Annotated in this window: 14 protein-coding genes, 3 tRNA genes and 1 pseudogene; 8 read left to right on the top strand and 10 right to left on the bottom strand. The window is 56.9% G+C overall.

Features of this window, described 5'->3' with window-relative positions:
- Positions 1 to 8: 8 nt before the first annotated feature.
- From ACMYUN_RS02135 to ACMYUN_RS02115, 5 genes are all read right to left on the bottom strand, one after another.
- Complete coding sequence (locus ACMYUN_RS02135; RefSeq protein ID WP_415762633.1) at positions 9 to 1,031, bottom strand: ABC transporter permease; 1,023 nt, start codon at positions 1,029 to 1,031, stop codon at positions 9 to 11.
- Positions 1,031 to 2,092: a microcin C ABC transporter permease YejB gene (locus ACMYUN_RS02130; protein ID WP_039758569.1), complete on the bottom strand. Its 1,062-nt coding sequence runs from the start codon at positions 2,090 to 2,092 to the stop codon at positions 1,031 to 1,033. Before ACMYUN_RS02130 ends, ACMYUN_RS02135 begins: the two co-directional genes overlap by 1 nt.
- Positions 2,092 to 3,960, bottom strand: a complete 1,869-nt coding sequence (locus tag ACMYUN_RS02125) for an extracellular solute-binding protein (protein ID WP_415762632.1) — start codon at positions 3,958 to 3,960, stop codon at positions 2,092 to 2,094. Before ACMYUN_RS02125 ends, ACMYUN_RS02130 begins: the two co-directional genes overlap by 1 nt.
- 130 nt (positions 3,961 to 4,090) lie before the next feature.
- A complete protein-coding gene (locus tag ACMYUN_RS02120) occupies positions 4,091 to 4,372 on the bottom strand; it encodes a peptidylprolyl isomerase (protein ID WP_039758565.1) in 282 nt (93 codons plus the stop codon).
- Positions 4,373 to 4,467: 95 nt separating this feature from the next.
- Complete coding sequence (locus ACMYUN_RS02115) at positions 4,468 to 5,337, bottom strand: esterase/lipase family protein (RefSeq protein WP_039758976.1); 870 nt, start codon at positions 5,335 to 5,337, stop codon at positions 4,468 to 4,470.
- Between the two features lie 334 nt (positions 5,338 to 5,671).
- Between ACMYUN_RS02115 and ACMYUN_RS02110 the strand changes: the two genes are divergently transcribed.
- Positions 5,672 to 6,751, top strand: coding sequence for a hypothetical protein (locus ACMYUN_RS02110; RefSeq protein ID WP_415762631.1), 1,080 nt, complete (start codon positions 5,672 to 5,674; stop codon positions 6,749 to 6,751).
- Between the two features lie 53 nt (positions 6,752 to 6,804).
- Here ACMYUN_RS02110 and ACMYUN_RS02105 read toward each other — a convergent pair whose 3' ends face one another.
- On the bottom strand, positions 6,805 to 7,878 hold the full coding sequence (locus tag ACMYUN_RS02105) for a 3-deoxy-7-phosphoheptulonate synthase (RefSeq protein WP_415762630.1): 1,074 nt from the start codon (positions 7,876 to 7,878) through the stop codon (positions 6,805 to 6,807).
- A gap of 611 nt (positions 7,879 to 8,489) precedes the next feature.
- Between ACMYUN_RS02105 and ACMYUN_RS02100 the strand changes: the two genes are divergently transcribed.
- From ACMYUN_RS02100 to ACMYUN_RS02075, 6 genes are all read left to right on the top strand, one after another.
- Positions 8,490 to 8,933, top strand: a complete 444-nt coding sequence (locus ACMYUN_RS02100; RefSeq protein WP_039758560.1) for a GNAT family N-acetyltransferase — start codon at positions 8,490 to 8,492, stop codon at positions 8,931 to 8,933.
- Between the two features lie 127 nt (positions 8,934 to 9,060).
- A complete protein-coding gene (uvrY, locus tag ACMYUN_RS02095) occupies positions 9,061 to 9,702 on the top strand; it encodes a UvrY/SirA/GacA family response regulator transcription factor (protein ID WP_024012761.1) in 642 nt (213 codons plus the stop codon).
- Between the two features lie 2 nt (positions 9,703 to 9,704).
- A complete protein-coding gene (uvrC, locus tag ACMYUN_RS02090) occupies positions 9,705 to 11,528 on the top strand; it encodes an excinuclease ABC subunit UvrC (RefSeq protein ID WP_122750776.1) in 1,824 nt (607 codons plus the stop codon).
- A gap of 32 nt (positions 11,529 to 11,560) precedes the next feature.
- Positions 11,561 to 12,121 carry a CDP-diacylglycerol--glycerol-3-phosphate 3-phosphatidyltransferase gene (gene pgsA / locus ACMYUN_RS02085; protein ID WP_016774513.1) on the top strand — a complete coding sequence of 187 codons (561 nt, stop codon included), beginning with the start codon at positions 11,561 to 11,563 and terminating at the stop codon, positions 12,119 to 12,121.
- A gap of 60 nt (positions 12,122 to 12,181) precedes the next feature.
- A tRNA-Gly gene (locus ACMYUN_RS02080) sits at positions 12,182 to 12,257 on the top strand.
- Between the two features lie 46 nt (positions 12,258 to 12,303).
- A tRNA-Cys gene (locus tag ACMYUN_RS02075) sits at positions 12,304 to 12,377 on the top strand.
- Between the two features lie 83 nt (positions 12,378 to 12,460).
- Here ACMYUN_RS02075 and ACMYUN_RS02070 read toward each other — a convergent pair.
- A complete protein-coding gene (locus ACMYUN_RS02070; protein WP_165368406.1) occupies positions 12,461 to 12,994 on the bottom strand; it encodes a GAF domain-containing protein in 534 nt (177 codons plus the stop codon).
- A gap of 486 nt (positions 12,995 to 13,480) precedes the next feature.
- Here ACMYUN_RS02070 and ACMYUN_RS02065 point away from each other — a divergent pair.
- Positions 13,481 to 13,567 (top strand) — tRNA-Leu (locus tag ACMYUN_RS02065).
- A 93-nt stretch (positions 13,568 to 13,660) separates the two neighbouring features.
- On the opposite strand, the pseudogene xerC reads toward ACMYUN_RS02065, so the two are convergent.
- From xerC to ACMYUN_RS02050, 3 genes and pseudogenes are all read right to left on the bottom strand, one after another.
- Positions 13,661 to 14,691 (bottom strand): annotated as a pseudogene (xerC, locus tag ACMYUN_RS02060) (site-specific integrase).
- On the bottom strand, positions 14,692 to 14,859 hold the full coding sequence (locus tag ACMYUN_RS02055; protein ID WP_415764019.1) for a DUF4224 domain-containing protein: 168 nt from the start codon (positions 14,857 to 14,859) through the stop codon (positions 14,692 to 14,694). It lies immediately after the preceding pseudogene.
- A 101-nt stretch (positions 14,860 to 14,960) separates the two neighbouring features.
- Positions 14,961 to 15,581 (bottom strand): hypothetical protein, encoded by a 621-nt coding sequence (locus ACMYUN_RS02050; RefSeq protein ID WP_415762629.1) that lies wholly within the window; start codon positions 15,579 to 15,581, stop codon positions 14,961 to 14,963.
- Positions 15,582 to 15,759 lie beyond the last annotated feature (178 nt).

Below are 15,759 nucleotides of genomic sequence, written 5' to 3'. Positions count from 1 at the left end.
GTCACGCTTCAGGATCGAGGGTCAAAAGCGTCACGTAACGCTTCGCCGATGAATACCAGCAAGGAAAGGATCAGCGCCAGGGTAAAGAACGCGGTCAACCCGAGCCACGGCGCTTGCAGGTTCTGCTTGCCCTGACCGATCAGTTCGCCCAGCGAGGCACTGCCGGCCGGCATGCCGAAGCCAAGAAAATCCAGCGCGGTCAACGTCGAAATCGCCCCGGTCAAAATGAACGGCAAATAGCTAAGTGTCGCGTTCATCGCGTTGGGCAGGATGTGCCGGAAAATCACCTTGCGGTCAGTCAGGCCCAAGGCGCGTGCGGCTTTGACGTATTCCAGATTGCGCCCGCGCAAGAACTCGGCACGCACCACATCGACCAGTGCGAGCCAGGAAAAGAGCGCCATGATCCCCAGTAACCACCAGAAATTCGGCTCGACGAAACCGGAGAGGATGATCAGCAGGTAAAGCACCGGCAGTCCCGACCAGACTTCCAGTACCCGCTGCCCCAGCAGATCGACCCAGCCACCGTAATAGCCCTGCAACGCGCCGGCGGCGATACCGATCAGCGCGCTGACAAACGTGAGCATCAAGGCAAACAGTATCGATACTCGAGCGCCAAAGATCACGCGCGCCAGCACATCACGCGCCTGATCGTCGGTGCCCAGCCAGTTGACCGATGTTGGTGGGCTCGGCGCCGGTTTGTTCAGGTCATAGTTGGGCGTGTCATCGCTGAACGGAATCGGCGGGAACAATAACCAGCCGCCGTCCTTGCGGATCAGGTTCTGCACATATTCGCTGCGGTAATCAGCCTGAAAGGGCAGTTGCCCGCCGAACTCCTGTTCGGTGTGGCGCTTGAACACCGGGAAACACCACTGGCCCTGATAACTGACTACCAACGGCTTGTCGTTGGCGATCAATTCACCACCCAGCGTCAGGATGAACAGGCCGATGAACAGCCACAGCGACCACCAGCCGCGACGGTTTTTCTTGAAACGTTCGAAACGGCGACGACCCAAAGGCGAGAGCTTGAACATCAGGCATTCCTCGCGGCGAAGTCGATACGCGGGTCGACCAGGGTGTAGCAGAGGTCGCCGATCAGTTTTATCAGCAGGCCAAACAGGGTGAAGATGAACAGCGAGCCGAATACCACCGGATAGTCCCGCGAAACCGCCGCTTCGTAACTCATGCGCCCAAGGCCATCGAGGGAAAAAATCACTTCGATCAGCAGCGAGCCGGCGAAGAACACGCTGATGAACGCCTGAGGTATGCCTGAGACCACCAGCAGCATCGCGTTACGAAAAACGTGTCCGTACAGTACGCGGCGTTCGCTCAAACCTTTGGCCCGGGCCGTGACGACGTACTGTCGGGTGATTTCATTGAGGAACGAGTTTTTCGTCAGGATGGTCAGGGTGGCGAATCCGCCAATCACGAGTGCGGTGACCGGCAGCACCAGATGCCAGAAATAGTCGGCGATCTTGCCCAGCGTCGACAGCGATTCGAAGTTGTCCGAGACCAGTCCGCGCACCGGAAACCAGTTCAGCGAAGTGCCGCCGGCAAATACCACGATCAGGAACATCGCAAACAGAAACGCTGGCATTGCATAGCCAATGATGATCGCCGTGCTGCTCCAGATATCGAAATGGCTGCCATGGTGCACGGCCTTGCGGATGCCCAGCGGGATCGACACCAGATAGGTGATCAGCGTCGCCCACAGCCCGAGGGAAATGGTCACCGGCATCTTCTCCAGAATCAGGTCGGTGACGGTCGCGCCGCGAAAGAAGCTCTTGCCGAAATCCAGCTGCGCGTAGTTTTTCAGCATCAGCCACAGGCGTTCGTGGGCAGGCTTGTCGAAGCCGTACTGTTTCTCGATGTCCTTGATCAGTTGCGGGTCGAGGCCACGGCTGGCGCGCGAAGCGTTGCTCGATGTCTCGCTGGCTCCGCCGCCGACGCTGGCGCCGCCGATGCCTTGCAGATGGGCGATGGCTTGTTCCACCGGTCCGCCGGGCGCGGCCTGAATGATCACGAAATTGACCAGCAGGATGATCACCAGCGTCGGAATGATCAGCAGCAGGCGCCGCAGTATGTAACCCCACATCAGTGCGGCCCTCCGGGTCTGCTGCGACTGATTTTCTCAGCGGTCATTTGTTGGTTGGTCAACGGCGTCCGGCTGATTTCCCACCAGCTCTCGATGGCTTCGTCATTGCTCGCCTGGACCGTGGGAATGCCGAAGCGGTTCCACCAGACGGTCGAAGTGCCCGGCGGGTAGTAATTGGGAATCCAGTAGTAGTTCCATTGCAGCACTCGGTCCAGTGCATGGGCGTAATGCAACATGTCCGATTGAGTCGAGGCGCGGATCAGGCCGTTGATCAACGTGTCGACCGCCGGGTTTTTCAGCACCATGTAATTGTTCGCGCCCGGATCGTTGGCCGCTGCCGAGCCGAAGTAGTTGAGCAGCTCGCCGCCCGGAGACGTCGTGACGGGGTAGCCGGTAACGATCATGTCGTAATCGCGGCTCATCAGGCGATTGACGTATTGCGACGAGTCAATGCGGCGGATGTTGAGCTCAATGCCGATCTGCTTCAGCGTGCGCTTGTATGGCAGCAGGAGGCGGTCCATGCCGTTCTGGCTGACCAGAAAGGTGAAGCTCAATGGCTCACCGGCGTTGTTGACGAGTTGATCGCCGTCCGGTTTCCAGCCGGCCTGCTCGAGCAAATCGAGCGCTTGCAATTGCTTGTCACGGATGATCCCGCTGCCATCGGTCTTCGGCGCTTCGAAGACTTGAGTGAACACTTCCTCAGGAATCTGATCGCGCAGCGGTTCGAGGATTTTCAGTTCCTGTGCGTCGGGCAACTGTCTAGCGGCGAGGTCGGTATTGGAGAAGTAGCTCTGCTGGCGGATATACACGTTGCGCATCATCTGCCGGTTGCTCCACTCGAAATCCCAAAGCATCGCCAGTGCCTGGCGCACGCGACGGTCCTGGAACATCGGCTTTTGCAGATTGAACACGAAGCCCTGGGCGGATTGCGGCGCTTCAGTGGCGAGGTGGGCTTTCTGCAAGCGACCATCGCTGAGGGCCGGGCTGTCGTAGCCGATCGAATAGCCGGTCGCGGAAAACTCGCGGTTGTAGTCATAGGCACCGCCGCGCAGGACCTGACGAGCGACATCGGTGTCGCCGAAATACTCGATACTGAAATGGTCGAAGTTGTACAGACCGCGACTGACCGGCAGGTCCTTGCCCCACCAGTCGCCATTGCGTTCGAAGGTGATGCTGCGCCCGGAGTCGACCTTGCCGACCCGATACGGCCCGCTGCCCAGCGGCGGTTCATAACCACCGCCGCCGGCGAAATCGCGACTCTTCCACCAGTGTTCGGGAAACACCGGCAGGGTCGCGATATCCAGCGGCAAGGTGCGGTTTTCGTTGCTTTTGAAGTCGAAGCGCACGGTCAGTGGGCCTTCGATTTCAACGCCTTTGACGTCGGCGAACTGGGTGCGATAGCGCAGGCTGCCCTGGGTCATCAAGAGATTGTAGGTGTAGCGCACGTCTTCAGCGGTGATCGGTTTGCCATCGGCAAAGCGCGCCTTCGGATTGATGAAGAAACGCAGCGAAAGACCGTCGACCGAGCGCTCCATCTGTTGTGCGACCAGACCATAGACGGTGTATGGCTCGTCCAGTGAGCGCTGCGCCAGTGGAGAGTAAAGGAGCCCGTCGATCTGTGTTACACCGATGCCTTTGTCTATATAAGGCAGCAAATGGTCGAAGTGTCCGATTTCGATCGCCGAGCGACGCATTGTCCCGCCCTTCGGCGCTTGCGGATTGGTGTAGTCGAAATGGCTGAAGCCGGCGGGGTACTTCGCCGGTTCGCCGTAGACGGTCAGTGCGTGTTGCGGCGCAGCGACTACACCGGCGGCACCCGTGAGAAGGGCGAGGGCGGTGAGCATCAGTGTGGGAAAAACCAGTCGCATCGTCAGCCTTGGAACGGAAAATCGATAAGCGCAAGTTGTACGCGAGCCGCGCGCCACTCGCCAGCCGTATATGTAACTGAAACACAACGGCCCACCAGAAGGCGGGCCGTTGTAGCAATCGGACGACGAATCAGTCCTGACGGCTGGTGACTTCCAGCAGGTGATAACCGAACTGGGTTTTCACCGGGCCTTGCACGACGTTGATCGGCGCGCTGAACACCACGGTGTCGAACTCCTTGACCATCTGGCCTGGACCGAACGAACCCAGATCACCGCCCTGACGGCTGGACGGGCAGCTGGAGTTGGCTTTGGCGACTTCAGCGAAATCGGCGCCGCCTTCGATCTGGGCCTTGAGTTCGTTGCACTTGTCTTCGCTGGAAACCAGGATGTGGCGGGCAGTGGCTTTAGCCATGGGAAATTCTCCGAACTGTTTCAATAAAAGGTGGAGCCTACCGGAATCAGTGGGCGAATTCTCGGCAAAGTTCCATTCTGCGTCCCTGACTCTATTCAAAGATCCGCCGCACGCAGGCGCCGGGCATGCTCGACGTACAGTTCGATCGGATCGGGTGAAGAGATCTTCGTGCCCGCAGTTTTTCGCAGGCTGGCCAAGTGATCCATCGGATAATCGGAGCGGATCACATGGCCGAGGTGAGCGCTGAAGCGTCCGACAAAACCGTCATTTTGCTGGGGTTCGGTGGTGAAGTATTGCGACAGGACCCGGCATATGCCCTGGACCGGATCCAGTGCTGGCTGCGTCGATTGCGGAACAACTCCACTCCACGAGTAATAACGCACGCCGTTGACTTGTTCGGCACCGTGGCCTCCCCAGGTTTGCGGCAGACCCTGTGGGAACTTGTCATTGAATTGACCAACGCCAACGGTAGTCAGCGCATTGAGTGCGGCGAGCGCATTCTGCGGTAACGCCACGCTGCCGCTGAGCAAGCACAGAAGATCGGCAAATTGCGTCGCAACATTTTGCGCAACCACTTCCGGCAGCTTGCCGGGGACCAGCGCCTTGCGCAGAAAGTCGGCGAGCTCCGAACCATGATTCGGGCCGCTGACGGAGGTAACTGAAGCGACGAGGTCTGGTGCAAGCGCTGCAGCATAGCGTGCAGCCAAGGCGCCCTGACTGTGTCCTATAAGGTTGACTTTCCTGGCGCCTGTGCCTCGCAGCACGCAGGCAATCTGTGACAGCAATTGCTCACCCCTCATTTCGTTGTCGTGAGTGGCGCAAAGGTGTGGAACAAACACTCGACAGCCGGCCGCTTTCACCGCGGACTTGACGTCATGGAACAGCTCGAAATGACCGATACGCTCGAACCCGAACAGACCGTGGACCAACAGGATGGGATAACGAGTTGTAGCATTCCGTTGCATGTTCTTACCTTTTTCGTAGAAGTTCATCGGGAAATCACCGGGCCACTCTAAAACACTCATCCCGTTGAAGAAGTACGAAGAAGCTTCACTTCGTGTTTGAAAATGGACTACGAGGTGTACGAAATTTCGGAGACCTGTGAAATCCGAATCGGAAGTTCGCCGGGTCGTTTGTCGTCATAACTGCGCGAACTCCTCAGTTGCCTACTTTGCTGGTAGCGGTTACGCCGTCGTCGCGGTGTATTCGGCTGACATCCAGAACATCCAAAGAAGTCCTCAATGTAGATGTCAGTGTCGTCGTTCGGAACGGCACGCTTTCCAGGGAGTGGAGACGAAAATGAACAGCCATGAAGTCGAGTTTTGCTGGCGGATGCGTCAGCCGGCAGTTGCCAAAATGTCTATCGAGCCTCTGATGGCGCCAACGATTGATGGGTTGGAGGGCAGCGTTCTGGAGCCTTCGTTGGCCAGGGCCGTTGTTCGCATTACTCCTTATGCCAACATGCATTGTGGTGATCAGTTGACGTTGAGCTGGGAGGGGCTCGATATCGAAGGCTTCGCCTATCAATACGAGAAGGTTCGATTTGTCAGCCAGGCTCAGGTTGGCAGTGAAGTCATCTTCGTCATCAAGGGCATGCATGTGGCTGCGCTGGATGGTGGTTCGCTCGAGGTTTACTGGACACTTCAAAGTGCGTCCGCACCCAACGCAGTGGAGTCTGTTCGCCTGCAAGTGTCTGTGGGAGATGTCCGCGCGCAACTGTTGGCACCGCAGATAGAAGGCTCGGTAAACGGAGCGCTGGAGCCGTCGCGAGTGACCGAGGGCACATTGGTTACGTTGCAGCCCTACGCGAGAATGTCGCCGGGGGACCGGGTGATGTTGTCCTGGCACGGTGATACCTCGCCCGAGATCTTTACCGACACGTTGAACGTGGAGGCCTACGCCGTTGCACAAAATCTGTCGTTCTGGGTGCCGGGCTGCTATATCGAAGCGCATCGCGGCGGTGAGGTCGTCGTCGCCTACCGGGTCGAACAACCCTGTGGAACGGTTAGCACGTCGGAGCCAGCGAAAGTTTTCATCGGGCCGGCGGTGCGTGCTCGGCTGGCTGCGCCGGATGTCGTTGAAGCGATTGAAAATGTGTTGTCAGTGAAGGATTCGGTAGACGGGGTTTCCATTCTCATTGAGGACGCGCAAGTGCAGGAGGATGAGCTGGTCTATCTCAAGCTTGACGGCGAATTTTTCAGTCACCGCGATGATCTTGAAATCACTTCGGAGCTGGCCGGGCAACCGCTGAGTTTCATTGTCCCTCACCGCTTCTGGCGGGAACATCATGGGACAACGGTCGAGATTGCTTACACCGTAGAACGCCTGGATGACGTCAGTCAGCAATCTGCGGTGAGACGGATCAGCGTAATGGCATAGCGTGGGAACGTCAGCCCTCCACGCTCTGCATGGAGCGGGAGGGCGACTTGCGATCACATCCTGGTGTGTGCGAGACGGTGTGCGGCGTCGGTCAGCAGTTGTTCGGTTGCGCCGAAGCCGAGGCAGCCATCGGTAATCGATACGCCATAGCGCAAAGAAGTGCTCAGCGGCTGGCAGCCTTCGAAAAGGTGTGATTCGAGCATCATGCCGATTAGCGAATGGTTACCGCGCAAGCGTTGCTCAAGCACGTCGTTGAACACCCCTGGCTGACGCAGTGGGTCCTTGCCGCTATTGGCGTGGCTGCAATCGACCATGATTCGACTGGGGATCTTCAGTCGGCTGAGTTCGGCGCTGATTTTGGCGACGCTGGTTGCGTCGTAGTTTGGCCCATGATGGCCGCCGCGCAGCACCATGTGGGTGTCCGCATTGCCAGCGGTTTGCACGATCGCCGGATGCCCTTGGCTGTCCACGCCGAAATGCCGATGCGGATGAGCTGCCGAGCGCATGGCGTCGACGGCAACGGCGGCGCCGCCGTCGGTACCGTTTTTGAAGCCGACCGGCATGTTCAGGCCGCTTGCCATCTCTCGGTGAATTTGCGATTCGGTGGTGCGGGCACCAATGGCCACCCAGCTCAGCAGGTCATCGAAGTAATTGGCAGCCATGGGTTGGAGCAGTTCGGTGGCAACCGGTAGTCCGAGCCGGATCATTTCCAGCATCAGTTCGCGGGAAAGTATCAGGCCGGCGGCCATGTCATCAGTGCCATCCAGATGCGGATCGTAGGCCAGGCCTTTCCAGCCGATTGTGGTACGTGGCTTTTCAACGTAGGCGCGCATGACCAAGAGCATTTCACCGCTGACATCCTCAGCCAGACGAGCGAGCTTGCTGGCGTATTCGATTGCCGATTGCGGGTCGTGAATAGAACAGGGACCCACGATGACCAGCAGGCGTGGATCTTCACCGTTGAGGATGGCACGCACCGCCTGACGGTGAGTATTGACTTGTTGTTGCAGGGAATGACTGAGCGGGAACTGCTGTTTGAGCTGCAACGAGCTCGGCAGACGCAGGGTCAGCGCTTCGTTGGCAGAATCGAGGGCGGACAGCGGCAAAGCGGAAACGGAGGAATTCATATTCGGTCTTCCTGGGCGGATGGCGGGCATTTCCCGCGCGCTCGGCCCTACAGGGGTGTTCGACAAATGGCCGTACTGGCTGGGCGTGTGTGTTTGCCACCTGTGGGTGACCGATCGGAGGCGGCAGGCTGTCCCGAGCGGAGGCTGGTAAATCGCCAGGCGCTGAAGCAGTCGTAACGGTAATAAGTGCTGTAGTTCATGGTGTAATCCTCAAAGTGTCTGGTGTGGTGCTCGAAAATGTCGGGCCTGAAAAAACAAAACCCCCGGTCGGGAGGCCGACCGGGGGTTGAGAAATCTCTGGTAGGCGACCCGTTATCATGGGCGCCGTTTGGGTATCAGGCGCGCCAGTGGCTAAACCAATACCCAAAATAAAAGTTGACTGGAGCGCACACGTCATTCACCCGGACAGGCGCAATCGAGCGCGGGGCGCTGGCGATGCGAATCTGTGGAAGGGCGTTGAACATGGTTTTCTCCGTTGAATGCGCCGAGCTTACTCGACGCCGATGCGCGTCAGCAATCGGAAAATGCTATTGCCTGCCGGTCGATATGACTATCGAGTTGCAAGCGATGCGGGTGAAATGAACTTTTTTTGCAGTTAATGGAGGCGGAGAATGAGCTACCGGACTCGGCATGCCACCGGTGATGACCTGGCTTTCTCGCGGGATCTGACATGCCGGAACATGCTGCGCTATTACATTGACCACGATCTGTTGTGGCAGGACGAAGCGTTCGACGCAGGCTGGCAGTACCGTGATAACTGGATGATCGTTCAGGATGAAACGCTGATCGGCTTTTTCAGTCTGAGCCAGGATGCGCGGGCGCTGTACATACGCGAATTACAGATTGAACAGGCCTGGCAAGGGCAGGGCGCCGGCTCCTGGGCCATTGGTCAGGTTGTCGAAATGGCTCGTCAGGCGAGGCGACCGGCACTGCGGTTGACGGTGTTCGATAACAACCCGGCCCAAAAACTCTATGCGCGCAAAGGACTTCGCATTGTGGGCAGGGATGAGTGTTTCCTGCGGATGCAGCTCGATCTGAGTACAGCTGTGCTCTGAAACCCGCAGCCGGCAAGCCCTGAATGATGAATTGAAACTTTTTAAATGCGGCTTTCCGCTAGGTCTGTCTGGCACTTTTTGCTAAGGTGTCCGGCATCCCAATAAGACCATATCGCGAGGTGTCTGCTTGATTAGGGTGCTAGTGGTCGACGACCATGATCTCGTTCGCACAGGCATTACACGGATGCTGGCCGATATTGATGGCCTGCAGGTGGTGGGTCAGGCCGAGTCAGGTGAAGAGTCCCTGATCAAGGCCCGTGAGTTGAAGCCTGACGTAGTGCTCATGGACGTCAAGATGCCCGGCATCGGCGGCCTCGAAGCCACACGAAAACTGCTGCGCAGCCACCCGGACATCAAGGTGGTTGCCGTTACGGTGTGCGAGGAAGACCCTTTCCCGACGCGTTTGCTGCAGGCCGGCGCCGCCGGTTACCTGACCAAGGGCGCGGGTCTGCCGGAGATGGTTCAGGCCATTCGACTGGTTTTCGCCGGGCAGCGTTACATCAGTCCGCAGATTGCTCAGCAGTTGGCGATCAAATCATTCCAGCCAACCAATGATTCGCCGTTCGATGCCTTGTCGGAACGGGAAATCCAGATCGCCTTGATGATTGTCGGCTGCCAGAAAGTCCAGATCATTTCCGACAAGTTGTGCCTGTCGCCGAAAACCGTGAACACCTACCGCTACCGCATTTTCGAGAAGCTTTCGATCAGCAGCGACGTAGAGCTGACACTGCTCGCGGTGCGTCACGGCATGGTGGATGCCAGCGCCTGACCATGACCGAGACATTCGATTCCAGTGCTTTCCTGTCGACCGTCAGCGGTCGGCCCGGCGTCTACCGCATGTTCGACAGCGAGGCGCGCCTGCTGTATGTGGGCAAAGCGAAAAACCTGAAGAAACGTCTGGCGAGCTACTTTCGCAAAACCGGGCTGGCACCCAAGACTGCCGCACTGGTCGGGCGTATCGCTCAGGTCGAGACGACCATCACCGCCAACGAAACCGAAGCGCTGCTGCTTGAACAGACACTGATCAAGGAGTGGCGGCCGCCATACAACATCCTGCTGCGCGACGATAAATCCTATCCGTATGTGTTTCTCTCTGACGGGCAATTTCCGCGTCTGAGCATTCACCGCGGCGCCAAAAAGGCCAAGGGCAAGTACTTCGGCCCGTATCCAAGTGCCGGCGCTATCCGTGAAAGCCTGAGCATTCTGCAAAAAACCTTTTTTGTCCGTCAGTGCGAAGACAGCTATTACAAGAACCGTACGCGGCCCTGTCTGCAATACCAGATCAAGCGCTGCAAGGCGCCTTGTGTGGGTCTGGTCGAGCCTGACGTTTACGCCGAGGACGTGCGCCACTCGGTGATGTTCCTTGAAGGTCGCAGTCATGCGTTGACCAACGAGCTGTCCACCGCGATGGAAGAAGCGGCGATCAATCTTGAATTCGAACGCGCCGCCGAATTACGCGACCAGATTGCCTTGCTGCGTCGGGTGCAGGACCAGCAGAGTATGGAAGGCGGAACCGGCGATATCGATGTCATTGCCGCATTCGTCAACCCTGGCGGCGCCTGTGTCCACTTGATCAGCGTGCGCGGCGGCCGAGTGCTGGGCAGCAAGAATTTCTTCCCGCAGGTCGGCATCGAGGAAGACGTCTCCGAAGTCATGGCGGCGTTCCTTGGCCAGTACTACATCAGCAGCCCTGAACGCGATTTGCCGAGCGAGCTGATCGTCAACGTGGTTCACGACGATTTTCCAGCGCTGATCGAAGGCATCCATACCTTGCGCGGCCGCGAGTTGGCCATCAGCCACCGGGTGCGCGGAACCCGCGCACGCTGGCAGCAACTGGCCGTGACCAACGCTGAGCAAGCGTTGGGCGCGCGCCTGGCCAACCGTCAGCACACCGCTGCGCGATTCGACGCGCTGGCCGAGGTGCTGAATCTGGATGAGCCACCGCAACGCCTGGAATGCTATGACATCAGTCATTCCAGTGGTGAGGCGACGGTTGCCTCCTGTGTGGTGTTCGGTCCGGAGGGCGCGATCAAGTCGGATTACCGCCGTTACAACATCGAAGGCGTCACCGCCGGCGACGATTACGCGGCCATGCATCAGGCGCTGACCCGCCGTTTCAGCAAACTCAAGGACGGCGAGGGCAAGCTACCCGACATCCTGCTGGTCGACGGTGGCAAAGGCCAACTGTCGATGGCCCGCGATGTGCTCAACGAACTGGCCGTACCGGATCTGATCCTGTTGGGCGTCGCCAAGGGCGCCACCCGCAAGGCTGGCTTTGAAACGTTGTATCTGAATGATGCGGCCCACGAGTTCACCTTGCGCGGCGATTCGCCTGCCCTGCACCTCATCCAGCAGATCCGCGACGAGGCGCACCGCTTCGCCATTACGGGGCATCGCGCGCGTCGCGGCAAGACACGCCGCACCTCAACGCTGGAAGGCGTGGCAGGGGTAGGGCCGACTCGTCGTCGGGATCTGTTGAAACATTTTGGTGGATTGCAGGAGCTGTCTCGTGCAAGCATCGAAGAGATCGCCAAAGCCCCGGGGATCAGTAAAAAGCTCGCAGAGTCGATTTATGCGAACCTGCATAGTGAGTAGAATGCCCCTTCACCTCGTAGCCAGTTGTGCCGATGAATATCCCTAATCTGATTACCGTTCTACGCGTCCTGCTCATCCCGATCTTTATTTTGCTGTTCTATCTGCCCTACGAATGGAGTTACATGGCCTCCGCTTCGGTGTTCGCCTTCGCGGCCGCAACCGACTGGCTTGATGGTTACCTGGCGCGCCGACTGGAGCAGAGCACACCGTTCGGTGCGTTCCTCGATCCGGTCGCCGACAAACTGATGGTCGCTGTTGCTCTGGTCCTGCTGGTGCAGGAACACGGTAATCTCTGGCTGACGTTGCCAGCCGCGGTCATCATCGGTCGCGAGATCGTTATTTCGGCGCTGCGCGAATGGATGGCCGAACTCGGCGCCAGGGCACAGGTTGCAGTTTCAAATCTGGGCAAATGGAAAACCGCTGCGCAGATGCTCGCACTGGTGATTCTGCTGGCCCATCCAAAGGCGTTCAGCTTCTGGGTTGTGCTCGGTTATACGCTGCTGATAGTGTCGGCAGGGCTGACCCTGTGGTCGATGGTTCAATACCTTCGCGCCGCCTGGCCGCACCTGAAGACCGATGTCGAAAAGAAATAAAACTTTTTTGAATCAAGGGGTTGACGGGGCTTCTTAATTCTATAGAATGCGCCACACCAAGCGGGAATAGCTCAGTTGGTAGAGCACGACCTTGCCAAGGTCGGGGTCGCGAGTTCGAGTCTCGTTTCCCGCTCCAATTTGTACAGTGTTTGTTGTTGCGCTACTGACAGCGAATACTTTGAGGCCGAGTAGCAAAATGGTTATGCAGTGGATTGCAAATCCACCTACGCCGGTTCGATTCCGACCTCGGCCTCCACTATCAAAAGCCCCGTAGATCTATGATCTACGGGGTTTTTTGTTGTCTGCAAAAAAACGTGGTGTTCACATGTTTGCGGAGGGTCAATCAGCGAAGCACGATCCGGTCTGAATGTGGCTGGCACCTTCCACCGTCAGATTCGAGAAAAAGATGCAGCCAATGAGCCGCGCGAACAGCGTCAGTGTCTCTGCAAGATCGGGGTTGTCAAACAGAACAGCCCTTGAGTCCAGAGCACATAAGGCACCCCAGAGTCTCCCGTCCGGCAGGAAAACAGGCGCGCCTGCGTAGCTTTCAATTGAATACTGCTTCACCACAGGACGTGACGACAGTCGTCCATCCTTGCTGATTTGTGGAAGGAAGAGGGCTTGGGGATTTCGTCGAAACTCACTGCAAAGGGTGGTTTCCAGATCCAGCGTATCGCCGACATTTATTCCCAGTTCAATCGGATCGTACGCCGAACATACAATCCATTCCGTTTCCGTGAATTTTGCGATTCCGGCAAAGCGTGTACCGGTCAGACGGGTGACGAGCTGCAGGATATTGGTGGTCGCTTCGATCTCGGCGATCGCCGAGCGCTCCTCTTGGCTTAAAGACGCTTTTAGAACGGTGTCACTCATTTGCATGGAATCAAATCTCCTGATTGCTTGTACATCCCTGAGCTCTGCTCTGGTGACGTTCTGTGAGGCGTGATCGTGGTGAAGGGGGCGTGCTAATTACCTTTCATCGCTTTCGAGGCCATCCTTTAGCGTAGACACCCCGTCCAGTCTTGGGTTGCCTGCTCATAATCTCAATCGATGAAACATCTGTCACCCGTGCAGCTAACGTGATCGTGAGCATCTGAATCTTTTGAGTCTATCGGCCCAATTTCCAGTCGGGTTGCTGCGATTTGCCAGTAACCTCGGCGTCGACTTCAAACAAACTCCGTAGCTCCCTGATTTCTTGAGTTTTTTGATTTTTCGCGGTCAGCGATATTTAGTTCTCAAATCGCGCGCTCCAAACTTGCTTCACCGGGACGTGATGTATATATTCCCCGCTCGGCTTTTCAAGCGGCCATCCTGTCAGGACCGCAACCGCAAGGCTGAACAAAGCAACACCGCGCTACCGCCCGAATGGCGAAACTGGTAGACGCATGGGACTTAAAATCCCCCGCTCGTAAGGGCGTGCCGGTTCGATTCCGGCTTCGGGCACCACGAATATCAAGGGCTTGCATGACATACCTCGTGCAAGCCCTTTGTTCTTTTTTCCGCAATCAAAAAATCTTTTCCGCAATTCGTGACCGTTAGTCACTTCGTAGGGGTGAGCTTCATCCCCTTACGCATTCTGATGTACTGCTCAGTCATACCGACTGTTGTGTGCCCGAGCTGGTCCCGAGCCTCTCGGATGCTGCCTGTCGACTCCTCCTTATCCGTCGCTGCTTTAGCTCTCAAGTCGCGCATCTGAAATTCTCCTTTGGAATTCCGGCTGCTTCCCTGGCGTCATCGAACCTTTTCCTGAGCATACTGGGCGTCATCGGCTGCCCAGAGTCGATAACTACCAGACGTGTTGATCTGATTTTGTGTCCGGCCTTTCGCGCCATGATTCGATCGATCACGATTTTGAGTTCACCAATAATCTCGATCCTTCGCTTAGCCCCGGTCTTGCCTTGCTGTACGGAAAGCTTCCCGTCTTTTATGTCGCGCTCATCCATCTTTAGTGTGTCTGCGACCCTCTGTCCTGTTAGATAGAAAAGGTCCAAAGCATCTCTCAATGGTTGATCGGCATGCTGGTAGGCTCTGGCGAGAACGTCATCTTCGACATATATGTCGCGACCGCTTTCTTTATTGCCCTTCACGCCTGAGCAAGGATTAGCCAGTGATGTATAGCCATTCTCGCGAGCAAAGTTCCAGATGGAACTGAGTAACGCTTTCTCCCGATTTGCACGAATAGGGGCTGTCTTACCGCGATGACGAAGGTACTGGCTGACATGTTTCGGTTCGATAGCCTCTAGAGGGGCGGGTGGGTCGTTGAAGAACAGGAGGAGGTTTTTCAGTTCGCGGGCGTTGTCCTTCTGGGTGGCATGGGCTTTTGTGGGGACCACCTCGTTCATATATAGCTCGGCCACGTAAGCAAAAGTAAGAACGGTTTGCGTCAATGCTTGAGAAACTCGGCTTTTTTCGAGCTTTGCGTACTCTAAAATGGCTAGGCCGTAATCGGTACCTAGCGGGATTTCCTTGCGTGGTTTCCCGCCAGTGTCATAAAGATAATAGATGGTGCTGCCGCGTTTTCGCTCGCGCAGGCGAGGAATGCTTCCCGGCTTTGTTGGTCTTCGTCCCATTTATCCCACCAAGCGAGGTTGCCAAGTCGGAGCTTCTGGCGCGCTTGTAGCTACTCCTGTTAGCGCCGAGGCAATCACGCAGGGCCAGCCATTGCACTTGATGGTGTGACGAACGCCATTGCGCTTCAGCACAGTAATCTGACCTGCTTTGGTTTTAGCTCCAGTCAGTTCGCAGACCTATTCATGGCTAAGAAACTGAATGTTCATGCTGCCTCCTTGCTTGTAAATAATGAGCGCTTCGAATCCACTTGCTGTGAGACTGTGTTGCCTCAACGAAATCGGCCCTCAAGTCGTTGTAAGGGTGGCTCATAACAAACATCCCTTCGATTATGGTGACCTGCGTAGCGTTCCCGTCTGGTCGATTGTTGCCCAAGACCTGGTCTGTGCGCGCGCGCTTGGGAAGCTAAGGTCGACCGTTCGCTCTGGGGGCACGCTTTACCCATTTCCTCGTACGAAGCATCGACGAACGTGATGTGCTCATCCCAAGCAGCTTCAGCTAGATCCCGGATAATTTCAGCGAGCGTCTCAACATCCACCCCCTGAGCTTCGATGCAGGCCAAGCGTCCGGGCGACCAGTCGATGACGGAACACTGTGGATACTTCCTTAGCAGCGCGGACAGCACTTCCTGAGGAGGCTCTTTGTGGATATACATGAAGTCAAAGTACGGGGCACTGGCATTCTGAAGCGGGTACACCAGAGCCCAGGCATTTGATTGGCCGGGAAAGCAAATTCGGACATTATGATGCGCCCATTCCGGCCCGCTGTGTTTGATGTGGCGAAGTACTTCGATGATCGAATGACAATCGGCTATTCGGATCATGCGATCAGGGTCAAACGTCCAGCCAGGCCCAGGCTGGGTTGCTGCGTTACTGGTCAGAGGTGCACTCATTCTTGGTTTTCTCTTCATCGCATTACCTTAGGTTCGAACGTCCGCTTCTGGCCGATAGCTGACGGGCAAGGCTGATCGCTTATCGCCGATAGGTCCCCCTTCATAAGTGGTATCGACGTCAATGCTAGGGATCAGAAAAGGACTAGAAGGAGTTGAAGCGCTTGATTGGTCTTGCAAA

The organism is Pseudomonas sp. CP4 (assembly GCF_047758505.1).
GTDB classification, from domain to species: Bacteria; Pseudomonadota; Gammaproteobacteria; order Pseudomonadales; family Pseudomonadaceae; genus Aquipseudomonas; species Aquipseudomonas fluorescens_AO.
The sequence above is the reverse complement of the archived record's forward strand: the minus strand, read 5'-3'. Positions and strand labels throughout refer to the sequence as shown.

Excerpts from the sequence above, each read along its gene's own strand:
- ACMYUN_RS02135 (WP_415762633.1), bottom strand. The coding sequence starts at position 1,031 with ATGTTCAAGCTCTCGCCTTTGGGTCGTCGCCGTTTCGAACGTTTCAAG.
- ACMYUN_RS02130 (WP_039758569.1), bottom strand. The coding sequence starts at position 2,092 with ATGTGGGGTTACATACTGCGGCGCCTGCTGCTGATCATTCCGACGCTG.
- ACMYUN_RS02125 (WP_415762632.1), bottom strand. The coding sequence starts at position 3,960 with ATGCGACTGGTTTTTCCCACACTGATGCTCACCGCCCTCGCCCTTCTC.
- ACMYUN_RS02120 (WP_039758565.1), bottom strand. The coding sequence starts at position 4,372 with ATGGCTAAAGCCACTGCCCGCCACATCCTGGTTTCCAGCGAAGACAAG.
- ACMYUN_RS02115 (WP_039758976.1), bottom strand. The coding sequence starts at position 5,337 with ATGCAACGGAATGCTACAACTCGTTATCCCATCCTGTTGGTCCACGGT.
- ACMYUN_RS02110 (WP_415762631.1), top strand. The coding sequence starts at position 5,672 with ATGAACAGCCATGAAGTCGAGTTTTGCTGGCGGATGCGTCAGCCGGCA.
- ACMYUN_RS02105 (WP_415762630.1), bottom strand. The coding sequence starts at position 7,878 with ATGAATTCCTCCGTTTCCGCTTTGCCGCTGTCCGCCCTCGATTCTGCC.
- ACMYUN_RS02100 (WP_039758560.1), top strand. The coding sequence starts at position 8,490 with ATGAGCTACCGGACTCGGCATGCCACCGGTGATGACCTGGCTTTCTCG.
- uvrC (WP_122750776.1), top strand. The coding sequence starts at position 9,705 with ATGACCGAGACATTCGATTCCAGTGCTTTCCTGTCGACCGTCAGCGGT.
- pgsA (WP_016774513.1), top strand. The coding sequence starts at position 11,561 with ATGAATATCCCTAATCTGATTACCGTTCTACGCGTCCTGCTCATCCCG.
- ACMYUN_RS02070 (WP_165368406.1), bottom strand. The coding sequence starts at position 12,994 with ATGAGTGACACCGTTCTAAAAGCGTCTTTAAGCCAAGAGGAGCGCTCG.
- ACMYUN_RS02050 (WP_415762629.1), bottom strand. The coding sequence starts at position 15,581 with ATGAGTGCACCTCTGACCAGTAACGCAGCAACCCAGCCTGGGCCTGGC.